Here is a 12906-nt window from a genome sequence, read left to right as displayed (position 1 = left end):
CTGCAGAGGTTCAAATACGTGTTGCCCCTGCGGCGATAAAGGCTTCTGCGTCTGCCAAACTGCGAGCACCGCCCGCTGCCTTGACACCGATATTAGGTCCTACGGTTTGACGCATCAATGCTACATCCTCTACTGTCGCCCCATGAAGAGAAAAGCCTGTTGACGTCTTGACGTAGTCAGCGCCCGCTGCTACAGATAACTGACATGCCTTAACCTTTTCATCATCAGTTAACAAGCAAGCTTCAATGATGACCCTAACGAGCTTGTCACCACTTGCTTCAACAACGGCACGAATGTCGTCTTCAACCTCATCGTATTGTTTTGATTTGAGCTTTCCGATGTTGATGACCATATCCACCTCATCAGCACCGTTTGCAATCGCATCTTGTGTCTCAAAAGCTTTTGTTTGACTAGTTGTTGCCCCTAGAGGAAAACCAATTACCGTGCAGACCTTCACATCACTGTCTTTTAGTTGTTCCTTAGCGTAAGCCACCCAAGTTGGATTGACACAGACACTCGCAAAATGATAGGTTTTTGCCTCGTCTGTTAATTGTTTGATTTGTTCCTGCGTGCTCTCTGGTTTTAAGAGCGTATGATCAATGTAGGTATTGATAGAAGTCATAATGTCTCCAATTTTATAAATATATTAGCTTATGATGAGATAATTGCGATAATTTCTTGTGGAACAGATTTCTCTCTATTTATTTTAACATTTTTTTTGAATTCTGTAACCTCTTTTTCGTCTAATATTTTATCTGAGTAGATAGTTGCTAGGCAATCGCCTGTTCTAACGCTGTCTCCGACCTTTTTATGAAAGACAATTCCTGTTTCATAATTGAGTTGATCTGTCTGGACAGAGCGCCCAGCACCAAGTCTCATAGCAAAAAGACCAAATGCCAAGGCTGATAACGCCTCAATATAGCCATCTTCTTCTGCGATAATGTCAGTGGTGTATTTGGCACGAGAAGGTCGATACAAGTCATCTAAGTCCCCACCCTGTGCTAATACCATCTCATGAAACCTATTGAGCGCAGCGCCATTGACAAGGTGGTCGTAAATCACCTCATCACTTGCCTCAACTCCTGCCAAATCCAGCATTATCTTAGCTAAATCACAGATAAACTGCGTGACTTCAGAGCGTCCTTTTCCTTGCATAATATCAAGTGCTTCTGAGACCTCAAGACGATTGCCAATAGCGCAGCCAAGAGGCTGAGACATGTCTGTGATAACCGCCACAGTTTGACGTCCCACTTCATTACCTAAAGCCACCATTGTTTTAGCCAGTTCTCGAGCTTCTTCGACCGTTTTCATGAAAGCACCATCACCAACAGTAACATCTAGCAAAATCTTATCTGAACCTGCGGCGATTTTCTTACTCAGGACAGAGCTTGCAATCAAAGGAATGATGTCTACAGTAGATGTCACATCTCGAAGCGCATAAAGCAGTTTATCTGCCTTGACCAGCTTATCAGATTGCCCAATGACAGAGAGGTTAATAGCCTTGACTGGGTTGATGAACTCTTCTTCTGTGCGCTCAATTTGAAAGCCCTTGATAGACTCAAGCTTATCTAGTGTCCCACCAGTATGCCCAAGACCACGACCACTCATCTTGGCACCAGGGACATCAAAGCTAGCAACGAGCGGAGCAAGGATAAGTGTCACCTTGTCTCCAACACCACCTGTCGAGTGCTTATCCGTTTTGATACCGGGGATGGACGACAAATCAATCTCAGCGCCAGATTTTACCATACACATGGTCAAATCCCTAACTTCACGCATAGACATGCCTTTAAAGTAGACAGCCATAGCAAAGGCGGACATTTGATAAGCAGGTACACTGCCATCGACATAACCTGAAATAAGCCACTCAATCTCTGAAGTAGATAGCTCACCACCGTCACGTTTTTTCTGGATTAAATCAACAGCTCTCATCTTTCACACTCCTTAAAATGTAATAGCCTTTATCTTTTTTGACAATCTCACAATTTCCAAATATGTCTTCCATTTTAGCTTTGGCACTCGGTGCTCCCTGCTTTTTCTGAATGACAATGGTCAAGTCACCGCCATCATCTAGATAATGGATACTCTCCTCAATGACTGTATGAACCACTTTTTTACCTGCTCTGAGTGGAGGATTACTGATGATATGCTGGAAAGTGCCTGTGACAGTGTCGTAGAGATTAGACTGAAAAATCTGCGCTCTTACCCCATTTTTCTCAGCATTTTTTGGCGCTAGAGAAACAGCACGCTGATTGATGTCAATCATGGTAACATCCAACCCCTGTGCCTTGGCGAGCGCTATGCCTAGTGGACCATAACCACAACCCACATCCAAAAGACGCTCTCCTTTTTGAAAATCAAGCGTGTTCAGCAACACTTGACTCCCATAATCCACCATTTTCTTGGAAAACACACCAGAGTCTGTCAGTAAACGTAGAGTCTGCCCCAAAAGCTCAACTGTAATCTCAGGAATGTCATGAGCCACATCCGGGTGTTCTTCATAATACATGTTAGCCATCGCTACTCCTTTATACTGAATGGCTGTTTAAGCCATTTGTTTCTAATCAAATGGTATCATAACTTGAAATGGTTTTCAATTTCCCACCAAGATGATATAATAAAAAAGATTAGGAGAAGTACTATGACTGACGAATTTATCAATTTTGAACAGCTGTCACGCTCTGAGTGGCAAGAACTCCATCAACAAAGCAATCCTTTATGAACCGAAAAAGAGCTTGAAGCCATCAAAAGTCTGAATGACCGTATCGACACAACTGATGTGCAGGAAGTTTACCTTCCGCTCATTAGCTTGATTGAGATTTACAAGCGGACAAGAGACAACTTGGCATTTTCAAAAAGTATCTCTCTCAAGAAAGAGGAGGTCAAGCGTCCCTTTATCATTGGTATATCGGGGTCCGTCGCCGTTGGCAAGTCTACAACAAGCCGTCTTTTGCAATTACTGCTCGATAGAACTTTCCCAAATAATCGTGTGGAGTTAGTCACAACAGACGGCTTTTTGTACCCTAATGCTGTTTTAGAGAGAAAGGAAATCCTCAATCGTAAAGGCTTTCCAGAGTCCTATGATATGGAGCGACTGCTTAATTTCCTTGATGCTATCAAAAATACCAAAGAAGCACAGGCGCCCATCTACTCTCATGAAATCTATGACATCGTGCCAAATCAAATGCAGACTATCTCTGAACCCGATTCTCTCATCATTGAGGGGATAAACGTCTTTCAAAATCAGCAAAATAATCGTCTCTATATCAGTGATTACTTTGATTTTTCGATCTATATCGATGCGGATAGTCGTCAGATTGAAGCTTGGTATTTGGAGCGCTTTGAGAGCCTTTTAGAGCTGGCTAAAAAAGATAAGACAAACTACTACCATCGCTTTACCAGCATGCCAAAAGACGACGTTTTAGTTATGGCTCGTGATATTTGGAAAACCATCAATCTTGTTAATCTTGAAAATTATATCGAGCCGACACGAAATCGTGCCGAGGTGATTTTACACAAGGCAAATAACCACAAAATCGATAAAATTTTCCTCAAAAAATGATAAGGGCTTGTCAAATACGAATTATTGCGATATAATGGGATAGTTAAATCAATATGGAGGTAAAGACATTGGCAAACATCAAATCAGCTATTAAACGTGCTGAACTTAACGTTAAACAAAACGCAAAGAACTCAGCTCAAAAATCAGCTATGCGTTCTGCAATCAAAGCTTTTGAAGCGAACCCAAGTGAAGAACTTTTCCGTGCTGCTTCTTCTAGCATTGACAAAGCAAAATCAAAAGGTTTGATTCATAAAAACAAAGCAAGCCGTGATAAAGCTCGTCTTGCAGCAAAATTAGCAAACTAATTTTTGAAAGCTGGTCTACCAGCTTTTTTAGTACCCTAAAAAGGAACATCCTAGAAGATGTTCCTTTTGTTTATCTATTGATTGGCAACTTCACTTCAAAGATGGTACCTTGCGGGGTATTGTCTCTGACAGTGATAGAGCCCTTTAGAGATCTAACGATTTGCGGCGCTAGGGATAACCCTAAACCAAAACCACCTTGCTGACGTGTTCTCGCCTTATCCACACGATAAAAGCGGTCAAATATCTTCTTTTTATCGGCATCGCTAATGCCATAACCATTATCTGAAACAGACAGTATCAAAGTACGATCATTGGTCTTGACGGTAAAATCAATCACCCCATCATCTCCCGTATACTTCATGGCAGTGTCAAAGAGAATGGTCATAACTTGTTTTAACAGCGTGCGGTCACTTCTAAAGGGACGAGCCACAAGATTTTCAGAGTTGAATTGCTTGCCACTTTCTTCAGCGATAAGGATATAATTTTCGAAAATAGTCTCAATCTCCTCTGGTGTAATCTGCGTCAACTCAGGCTTGATACCATCATCTCGTCTCGCTAGATTTAATAAATTGGTCGTCAGAAGACGCATATTGCGGACTTCTTCTAAACTTGAGGCGAGATTTTCAAAATTATCCAAAATCGTCTCGTTGGGTTTTCGTAATAACACCTCTAAGCGATTCTGCAAAACGGACAGAGGCGTCCTCAGTTCATGGCTGGCATTTTCAACAAAGCTCTTCTGCTTTTCGTAGCTTTCAATGATCGGCTTTCTTGTCCACATGGCAAGATAGATACTCGCTCCAATAGAGACAATCCAGAAAATCACCATGAGCGTGATGATGATACGTTCATAGCGCTCGTTGGCTGCGACGAGCTGCGCGACATTGACAGCGATGGTCATGTATCTGACATTAGGATAGTTATTATCATACACCTTGACGGTAATGTAGTGATAATGCTCATTTTCCTGACCAAAAAGACTAGGCACCGTCGCTGAAATAATCGTTCCACGCTTTCTAACGTCAACGTCTAAATTCTGAAGTTTTGAAAAGCTAGTATTTTCCGTCAGACGATTTCCCTTTTTATCAAAAAGGATAAGGTCGATGTTGGGAGAAACTTTGGCGATAGAAACTTTAGGCTCATAAGTGGTGTCAGTGTCACCATCGCTGCTATCGGTTTCTGTCACTGTAATCGTCCTCGCCATAGCAAGGGCGACATACTGGTCTGCGTTCTTGGCGATAGCTGTTAAGCTGCTATCTGGCGAAGCATAGAGACCTGTTCGCATGACTTGCAAAAGCAGGGTTGTCATAATGATGAAAATCCCTGAAAAAACAGTGAAAAAATGGAAAAAATGTTCAAATCCTGCAGAAGATAAGACTCTCTTGACATGATGGCTCTTCAGCATTTTTTAGAATGTACCCCACACTACGCAATGTCTGTAAATTATCGACAAATGGTGTTCCTTTTAGTTTTTTTCGGATTTTTGAGACGTAAACCTCAACTACAGAGATCGTCGTGTCACTGTCAAATCCCCAAATGCGGTCAAAAATCTGTGATTTAGGGAGAATAACGTTCTGATTCTGTAGGAAATAAACCAGTAAGTCAAACTCTTTTCCTAGCAATTCAACCGTCTTATCACCGACAGTTGTCGGGTTGGTCGAAGTGTCTACAGTCACATCTCCATACACCAAATGATGGTTGGTTAGCTTGCCAGAGCGTTTCAAAAGGGCTTGGATACGCATTTTTAATTCTTCAAGATAGAAAGGCTTCGTCAGATAATCATCAGCTCCTAACTCAAAGCCATGCCCTTTATCATCTAGCCCTTCCTTAGCAGTCATAATCAAAACGGGAGTTGTATTGCCCTTTTCACGAAGCTCTTTCAACACTTGAAAACCATTTTCTTCTGGTAACATCAAATCCAGCAAGATAAGGTCATAAATACCGCTTTCCGCCTCGTACAAACCTTCCTCACCGTCAAATACCTGCATAACATCGGCAAAGTCATCCAAGAAATCAAACACAGAGTTGGATAGACTTAGGTCATCTTCAATCAATAAAATCTTAATCATAGCTGTCCCCTTCTAAGAGTATGTAACGACAAGCGTCTTTACAATCAATCTATTTGACCATAAAATACCACAGAAAACTTAATATCATCTAAATTATAGCAAAAACCCACGACTTTGTCGCAGGTTTTTTCACTAGGCAATAGTTGTTTTGATGGCTGCAATAACAGCTTCCTTATCCGACTGAATCAGAGAAATACGTGCTGAGATTTCCTTGATTCCCATAGAAATCATGCGGTTAATCGCCATATCACCCAACTGTGGTTCAAAGAAAGCTTTGAACTCTTCTAGACGTTTAGGTGTGTTAAATTTATTGGCAGGATAGATGACAAACTTATCAAAGCTCATATCGCCACCAAGTGCTGCCTTAATCCAATCCCAGTTTTCTTGCGCCCATTGCCAAGCTGCTTCTTGTGTGAAATCATTGGATAAGAATGACAGGTACCAACTCATAGCCAAATCTTGTGGTTTCACAATCGTCTTATCTTTCCATGTGCGGAGAAAAAGGTTGAGATGTTCTGTATTTGTCGTTCTTGATAAAGCCTGTGCCAACTGACGTTGGAAAGAACCGTCTGTCGCTGACGCATATAAGCTAAGGTAATGGTCCACCAAGTCTTTTGTCTCAGCTGTCTGCATTTGATTGATCAGTACCAAAGAACGTACAGCCGCTGGAATATCAACCAAATGGCTTTCATATTCCGCAAAAATCTGACTAGCCTTTGTAGTAGATGTGCTGTCACCTGCAAAAATCATATGGGCAAGCGTTAGCTGACGCACCATTTCGTCCTCATCGCTCTCACCCGCATGTTTTTCAAAGCCAAGGCGCTCATAGTTTTCTCTGCTAATCAATGCGACAAGCTCTTTAAAGGCTACTTCTTCATCTGAGTTTTCTGTCACAAAAAGCTTCAATCCATCAATAACTTGCTTAATAGCAGCTGTCACCAAGTAAGACGTTTCATGCTTGAGACTCGCGATTAAAGGTACTAGACTCGCATAAGAGATACGTCCACTTTCAGCCAAGAGACGACGTTCTTGGATGATTTGGAGTTTAGAGATATTGTCCAAACCTTGCAGCTCTGCTAGGAGACTATCTAACAACTCGCCTGTATACTCTGTGACGTAGTGCGCTGTGTTTCCTGTATTGAGACGAAGGGCACCATCGTTTTGCGGAGAAAGTGCGCTGTAGTTTGGAATGGAGATACTCTCTTCTGTGAGAATATCAGGCAAGCCTTGCCAATTGCGGTTTAGCGGGATTTGCCATAGACGGTTCTTGTCATCTTCTTCACCGATGAAGAACTGCTTTTGTGCAATCGTCAAGACATCATCTTCGACACTAACCGTCACAACAGGATAGCCTGGCTGCTCTAGCCAAGAGTCCATAAAGGCTGCGACATCTTTGCCAGAAGCTTGTGACAAAGCGTCCCACAACTGATGTCCTACAGTATTGCCATATTGGTGCTTTTCAAAGTAAGCTTTCAATCCCTTAGCAAAAGCCTCATCACCTAACCAGCGGCGAAGCATGTGCAGAAGGCGACTTCCTTTGGCGTAGACAATGGCAGGGTCAAATAAAGTGTTAATCTCGTCAGGAGGGTTGACCTCGACATGGACAGACTGCACTCCAGCGGTCGCATCACGTTTAAGTGCTAGAGGCACACCGCTTGTTTGGAAGTCTTCAAAAATATTCCAGCTTGGCTCAATAGCGTCAATAGCAACATATTCCATCATATGGGCAAAGGATTCATTGAGCCAGAGGTCATCCCACCACTTCATAGTGACTAAGTTACCAAACCATTGGTGAGCAACTTCGTGAGCAACAACCAGTGCGACTTGCTGGCGACTAGACACGGTTGAATTGTCATCTACCAAAAGGTAAACTTCACGATAAGTCACCAAGCCCCAGTTTTCCATAGCCCCAGCTGAAAAGTCTGGAATTGCCACATGAAGCGACTGAGGAATAGGATAGTGAACACCAAAATAGTCTTCGTAAAACTCAATCACACGCTTTGCAATATCAAGTGAGAAAGTGAGCTCCTGTACTTGGTGAGCACGTGTCGCATAAGAACCAACCAAAGTGCCGTTCTTAGTCTTGGTTGTTATACCGTGTAAAGAGCCAAAAGCAAACGCTAGGAGGTAAGACGACATGCGAGGTGTCGTCTCAAAGGTCCAAAGACCCGTTTCTTTTCTGCGCTCGACGTCGACCTCAGGCATGTTGGAAAGAGCCAAATCGCCCTCTTCTTCGTCGAATTTCAAACTCAAATCAAAAGTTGCTTTTGCTTCTGGCTCGTCAACACATGGAAATGCCTCTCTAGCAAAATGACTCTCAAATTGAGTTGAGATAATTTCCTTAGTTACACCATCAAGTGTATAATAAGACGGATAAATCCCTGTCATATTGTCTGTAATCTTACCAGAAAACTCGATGACCAGTGTCATGCTTCCTGTCTCTGGCAACGCAATATGAACAGCTTCATTAGCATCGTCCATTTCAAAAGACAACTCTTGATTGTCCAATAAAATCGAATGAATAGCTAATGCTTCTTGATGAAGCGAGATTTTATTATCCAGAGCTTCACCATTTATCGCAACATTACCTGTAAAAACCTTGTCTTTTCGACTAATATCCAAAAAGAGATTGTAATTTTCTGGAACAAAAGTGTTTACAAAATGCTCAACTTGCATGATTTTCCTCACTAATTTCGCAATATGTTAAAATTATAAGTCAAGATAGCTCATAAGCTATCTCATATCGTAAAAATGCAACTCTCAAGACCGTATTATAGCACAAAACAAAGAAGAATGCTAGAGCTAGTTATCTCTGAGGAATGATTAGCTAGAAATTAAAAAATCTACCTCGTTTTAAGAGGTAGATAAGGGCTTTAGACGCCTTACATTTCAACGATTTTTCCTGTCTCAAGGTAGACAATCCACTCACAGATATTGCGAGCATCGTCACCAATGCGCTCCAAGAACATGATGACTTGGAAGTATGCTTTACCAGCAAAGACAGCGTCTGGTTGTTTCTTGATTTCTTCGATAGCGAGATTTTGAATATCACGGAAATAATCGTCAATCTTTTCATCTGAAGCGGCAATTTCATAGGCACGATTGCTGTCGAGATTGATATAAGCTTCAAACGCTTCTTCAAGCATATGCTTGACGGCTTTTCCCATCTCACTAATTTGCTTTTCAACAACCTCGATACGCGCTTCACCTTTCAGGCGAATAGTAGCTTTTGCGATAGACGCTGCATGGTCTCCCATACGCTCCACATCACTAGACGCTTTTAAAACGGTGATAACTGTGCGTAAATCTTGTGAAACAGGCTGTTGTAGGGCGATGATTTCAAGAGATTTCTTTTCTAGTTTTGATTCAAACTCATTGACCACTTCATCGTCTTCGATGACTTCTCTTGCCAAGTCACGATCGTGTGTGACAAAGGAACGGACAGCTTTGTTGAGTTGTCCAACGACCTCAGTTCCCATTGCGTAGAACTGGTTGTATATTTCTTCTAATTCTTCTTCGAATTTTGAACGTAACATCATACTTTTATTTTCCTTTTATTTTTATTAACCAAACTTACCAGAGATGTATGCTGCGGTTTCTTTATGTTTTGGATTGAGGAATAGTTCTTTGGTATTGCCATACTCGATGAGATTTCCATCTAAAAAGAAACCTGTGCGATCAGAAATGCGAGAGGCTTGTGACATGGATCGTGTAACGATTAACATCGTGTATTGATCCTTTAGGTCGTAAAGGGTTTCTTCGATTTTTCCTGCTGAAATCGGATCAAGCGCTGACGTTGGCTCATCAAGAAGGATAATTTTAGGACTTGTAGCCAAAACTCTTGCGATACATACCCGTTGTTGCTGACCGCCTGAGAGACCAACAGCAGAATCATGCAGACGATCTTTCACCTCATCCCCGATAGAAGCGCCACGCAGGGAAGTCTCTACTGCTTGATCAAGGATTTCCTTGTCTGTGATTCCCTTTAATCGTAATCCGTAAACGACATTTTCATAGATAGTCAGTGGGAAAGGATTAGGTTGTTGAAAGACCATGCCGATTTCCTTACGCAAAGCAACCGTATCCATTTTGGGACTATAGACATTATGTCCATTGTAATCAACAGCACCTGTCAGAGTAACTTCTGGATTGAGGTCGTGCATGCGGTTAATAGCACGCAGCAAGGTTGATTTTCCAGAACCAGATGGTCCGATAAGCGCCGTAATTTCATTCGGATAAAAGTCGATAGACACACTGTTTAGCGCTTTTTTCTTAGTGAAATAAACTGATAGATCATGTACTTCTAAAATTGTCTTTTTTATCAGGAATGCTCCTATCCAAAGTGTCCTGAAACGTAGTCGCTAGTAGATTGTAACTTCGCATTTTGGAAGAGATGGTTGGTCTTATCATACTCAATCAAATCTCCAAGATAGAAAAATGCGGTGTCGTCACTAGCACGTGCTGCTTGTTGCAGATGGTGCGTCACGATGATAATAGAATAGTCTTTCTTCAACTCCAACATCGTCTCTTCAAGTTGCAGGGTTGCAATCGGATCAAGCGCTGACGCTGGCTCATCCATCAGCAAAATATCTGGTTTTACCGCAATGGCACGAGCAATACAAAGACGCTGTTGCTGACCTCCCGAGAGAGTAAAAGCTGACTTGTGAAGGTCGTCTGTGACCTGATCCCCCAGTGCTGCTTGCTTGAGCGAAGTCTCAACAATCTCATCCAGAAATTGCTTGTCCTTCACACCAGCACGCTCATAAGCAAAAGTGATATTTCTGTAAATAGACTTTGCAAAGGGATTTGGACGTTGAAAGATCATGCCGATAGGCTTACGCATTTCATAGACATTGATATTTGCAGCATTGACATCAATCCCTTCATAGAGAATCTCACCTGTCACACGGGCAATATCAATGGTATCATTCATACGATTAAGGCTTCTAAGATAAGTGGATTTACCACATCCAGATGGACCGATAAGGGCAGTGATTTTATTTTTTTCAAACTGCATATCAATCCCTTTAATCGCCTCTTTATTGCCATAATAAACATGAAGATCTTTGGTTTGAAGGGTGATTTTAGCTTCAGGGATAGTGATAATATGGCGCTCATTCCAATTATAATCTGCCATAAAAACTCCTTTAAAAACTTTCTAACTCTACGCAGACGTTAACTTGCTGTGTAGTTTCTTTCCGATAGTACGTGCTGACAAGTTGAAAATCAAGATAACAACCAAAAGAACGGCAGCACTTCCTGCAGAGACTTGTGTCGCATCTGGAATTGTTCCTTCGCTATTGACTTTCCAAATGTGTACAGACAAGGTTTCTGCTTGACGGAAGATTGAGATTGGACTAGTAACACTTAGTGGGTTCCAGTTGGACCCGTCAAGAGCTGGTGCAGACTGACCAGCAGTGTAGATAAGTGCAGCTGCTTCACCAAAGATACGCCCAGAAGCAAGCACAATACCAGTAACAATACTTGGCAGCGCTTCTGGAATAACTACATGAAGAACGGTCTCCCAACGTGAGATACAAAGTGCGAGTCCCGCTTCACGCTGTGTGTGGTGAACATTACGCAAGCTATCCTCAACACTACGTGTCATCTGTGGCAGGTTGAAAACCGTTAAGGATAGCGCACCAGAAATGATAGAAAAACCATATTCAAACTGCACAACAAAAATCAAATAACCAAACAAACCAACAACAACAGATGGCAGTGATGATAGTATCGCAATACAAGTACGAATAAAATTGGTCATGCGTCCCTTTTTAGCATACTCTGAGAGATAAACACCCGCTCCTAATGACAAGGGAATAGAGATAATCAAAGTAACCACCAAGAGGAAGAAAGAGTTGTACAACTGGATACCAATCCCTCCACCTGCTTGATAAGAGGAAGATTTACCCGTCAAAAAGTGCCAAGACACATGCGGTAGACCACGTACTAAAATATAAACGAGCAAAGATGCCAAAATAAGAACGATAATACCTGCAATCGTATAAAGCGTTGCCGTAGCTACTTTATCCCATTTTTTAGCGTTCATAGTTTTTCTTTCCCTCCCTAGTAATCAATTTTATCACTGTATTAAAGGCAAGACTCATCACCAAGAGAAAAAGTGCCAATGACCAGAGGACCTTATTTTGGACTGTTCCCATAACGGTGTTTCCGATTCCCATTGTAAGAACGGAGGTCAGTGTCGCTGCAGGTGTTGTTAGAGAGGTAGGAATAACTGCAGAGTTTCCGACAACCATCTGAATAGATAGCGCTTCACCAAAGGCACGAGCCATCCCAAAGACAATAGATGTAAAGATACCAGGACGTGCTGCATTAAGGATAACACGCCAAATAGTTTGCCAGCGTGTCGCTCCCATAGCTAGACTCGCTTCCTTATAATGACGTGGAACAGCTTTTAGGCTATCTACTGTCATAAAGGTAACGGTCGGCAAAATCATAACAAAGAGGACCAACACCCCTGATAAGATACCAAACCCAGTACCTCCAAAAATAGAGCGGACAAAAGGTACGATAACTTGTAGTCCGATAAAACCATAAACAACAGATGGGATACCAACCAACAGCTCAACAGCGGGCTGCAAAATCTTAGCACCATATTTTGGAGAGATTTCTGTCATAAAGACAGCTGCACCAAGGGCAAATGGTGTCGCTACAATAGCAGAAAGAATGGTGACAATAAATGACCCCAAAATCATCGGAGCAGCACCAAATGATTTGCGGTTTGGCTCCCATGTCCCACTAAATAGAAATTCAAAAATATTGACCTTATCAACAAAGAAAGTTGACAAGCCTTTTTGTGCGATAAAAACCAAAATCATCGCAACGATAAAGACGATAAGTCCTAGGCAAAGAAAAGTGATGGTTTTCCCCAACTTTTCCAAGCGTGAATTTTTTGAAGGCGTGGTTAATGGTTTGACCAGTTCTTTATTTTCCATGTTCTCTTTCCAATCTG

12 protein-coding genes and 1 pseudogene are annotated in these 12906 nt (G+C 42.0%); 2 read left to right on the top strand and 11 right to left on the bottom strand.

What is annotated here, in order from left to right; all coding sequences use genetic code 11:
* Positions 1 to 10: 10 nt before the first annotated feature.
* From deoC to G5B60_RS04465, 3 genes are read right to left on the bottom strand one after another with little or no spacing between them, the layout of a single operon-like run.
* Positions 11 to 622 carry a deoxyribose-phosphate aldolase gene (gene deoC, locus G5B60_RS04475; RefSeq protein WP_164682872.1) on the bottom strand — a complete coding sequence of 204 codons (612 nt, stop codon included), beginning with the start codon at positions 620 to 622 and terminating at the stop codon, positions 11 to 13.
* A 29-nt stretch (positions 623 to 651) separates the two neighbouring features.
* Positions 652 to 1932 carry a pyrimidine-nucleoside phosphorylase gene (locus tag G5B60_RS04470; protein WP_164682870.1) on the bottom strand — a complete coding sequence of 427 codons (1281 nt, stop codon included), beginning with the start codon at positions 1930 to 1932 and terminating at the stop codon, positions 652 to 654.
* Positions 1919 to 2518: a class I SAM-dependent methyltransferase gene (locus G5B60_RS04465; RefSeq protein ID WP_164682868.1), complete on the bottom strand. Its 600-nt coding sequence runs from the start codon at positions 2516 to 2518 to the stop codon at positions 1919 to 1921. The genes G5B60_RS04470 and G5B60_RS04465 overlap by 14 nt, the downstream gene beginning before the upstream one ends.
* A gap of 123 nt (positions 2519 to 2641) precedes the next feature.
* Between G5B60_RS04465 and coaA the strand changes: the two are divergent.
* Together coaA and rpsT are read left to right on the top strand one after the other, a co-directional pair.
* Positions 2642 to 3562 (top strand): annotated as a pseudogene (gene coaA, locus G5B60_RS04460) (type I pantothenate kinase).
* Between the two features lie 53 nt (positions 3563 to 3615).
* Positions 3616 to 3867 carry a 30S ribosomal protein S20 gene (gene rpsT / locus G5B60_RS04455; protein WP_115269854.1) on the top strand — a complete coding sequence of 84 codons (252 nt, stop codon included), beginning with the start codon at positions 3616 to 3618 and terminating at the stop codon, positions 3865 to 3867.
* Positions 3868 to 3937: 70 nt separating this feature from the next.
* Here the strand turns inward: rpsT and G5B60_RS04450 are convergent, their stop codons facing one another.
* The 8 genes from G5B60_RS04450 to pstC all read right to left on the bottom strand — a co-directional run bounded on the left by G5B60_RS04450 (position 3938) and on the right by pstC (position 12889).
* On the bottom strand, positions 3938 to 5269 hold the full coding sequence (locus G5B60_RS04450; protein ID WP_164682866.1) for a sensor histidine kinase: 1332 nt from the start codon (positions 5267 to 5269) through the stop codon (positions 3938 to 3940).
* Entirely contained in the window at positions 5220 to 5933 is a 714-nt protein-coding gene (locus tag G5B60_RS04445; RefSeq protein ID WP_164682864.1) for a response regulator transcription factor, read from the bottom strand. Before G5B60_RS04445 ends, G5B60_RS04450 begins: the two co-directional genes overlap by 50 nt.
* A 132-nt stretch (positions 5934 to 6065) precedes the next feature.
* Complete coding sequence (locus G5B60_RS04440; RefSeq protein WP_164684181.1) at positions 6066 to 8612, bottom strand: M1 family metallopeptidase; 2547 nt, start codon at positions 8610 to 8612, stop codon at positions 6066 to 6068.
* Between the two features lie 203 nt (positions 8613 to 8815).
* Entirely contained in the window at positions 8816 to 9469 is a 654-nt protein-coding gene (phoU, locus tag G5B60_RS04435) for a phosphate signaling complex protein PhoU (protein WP_164684179.1), read from the bottom strand.
* Between the two features lie 27 nt (positions 9470 to 9496).
* Positions 9497 to 10255, bottom strand: coding sequence for a phosphate ABC transporter ATP-binding protein PstB (gene pstB, locus G5B60_RS04430; protein ID WP_164684176.1), 759 nt, complete (start codon positions 10253 to 10255; stop codon positions 9497 to 9499).
* 11 nt (positions 10256 to 10266) lie between these two features.
* On the bottom strand, positions 10267 to 11070 hold the full coding sequence (gene pstB / locus G5B60_RS04425; protein WP_164682850.1) for a phosphate ABC transporter ATP-binding protein PstB: 804 nt from the start codon (positions 11068 to 11070) through the stop codon (positions 10267 to 10269).
* A gap of 27 nt (positions 11071 to 11097) precedes the next feature.
* On the bottom strand, positions 11098 to 11982 hold the full coding sequence (gene pstA, locus G5B60_RS04420) for a phosphate ABC transporter permease PstA (protein ID WP_164682848.1): 885 nt from the start codon (positions 11980 to 11982) through the stop codon (positions 11098 to 11100).
* A complete protein-coding gene (pstC, locus tag G5B60_RS04415; RefSeq protein WP_164682847.1) occupies positions 11972 to 12889 on the bottom strand; it encodes a phosphate ABC transporter permease subunit PstC in 918 nt (305 codons plus the stop codon). The genes pstA and pstC overlap by 11 nt, the downstream gene beginning before the upstream one ends.
* Positions 12890 to 12906: the final 17 nt, after the last annotated feature.

It is taken from the genome of Streptococcus hyointestinalis, assembly GCF_011039275.1.
In the GTDB taxonomy this organism is placed as follows: domain Bacteria; phylum Bacillota; class Bacilli; order Lactobacillales; family Streptococcaceae; genus Streptococcus; species Streptococcus hyointestinalis_A.
The sequence above is the reverse complement of the archived record's forward strand: the minus strand, read 5'-3'. Positions and strand labels throughout refer to the sequence as shown.

Excerpts from the sequence above, each read along its gene's own strand:
- pstC (WP_164682847.1), bottom strand. The coding sequence starts at position 12,889 with ATGGAAAATAAAGAACTGGTCAAACCATTAACCACGCCTTCAAAAAAT.
- pstB (WP_164682850.1), bottom strand. The coding sequence starts at position 11,070 with ATGGCAGATTATAATTGGAATGAGCGCCATATTATCACTATCCCTGAA.
- G5B60_RS04470 (WP_164682870.1), bottom strand. The coding sequence starts at position 1,932 with ATGAGAGCTGTTGATTTAATCCAGAAAAAACGTGACGGTGGTGAGCTA.
- G5B60_RS04450 (WP_164682866.1), bottom strand. The coding sequence starts at position 5,269 with ATGCTGAAGAGCCATCATGTCAAGAGAGTCTTATCTTCTGCAGGATTT.
- deoC (WP_164682872.1), bottom strand. The coding sequence starts at position 622 with ATGACTTCTATCAATACCTACATTGATCATACGCTCTTAAAACCAGAG.
- phoU (WP_164684179.1), bottom strand. The coding sequence starts at position 9,469 with ATGTTACGTTCAAAATTCGAAGAAGAATTAGAAGAAATATACAACCAG.
- G5B60_RS04465 (WP_164682868.1), bottom strand. The coding sequence starts at position 2,518 with ATGGCTAACATGTATTATGAAGAACACCCGGATGTGGCTCATGACATT.
- pstA (WP_164682848.1), bottom strand. The coding sequence starts at position 11,982 with ATGAACGCTAAAAAATGGGATAAAGTAGCTACGGCAACGCTTTATACG.
- rpsT (WP_115269854.1), top strand. The coding sequence starts at position 3,616 with ATGGAGGTAAAGACATTGGCAAACATCAAATCAGCTATTAAACGTGCT.
- G5B60_RS04445 (WP_164682864.1), bottom strand. The coding sequence starts at position 5,933 with ATGATTAAGATTTTATTGATTGAAGATGACCTAAGTCTATCCAACTCT.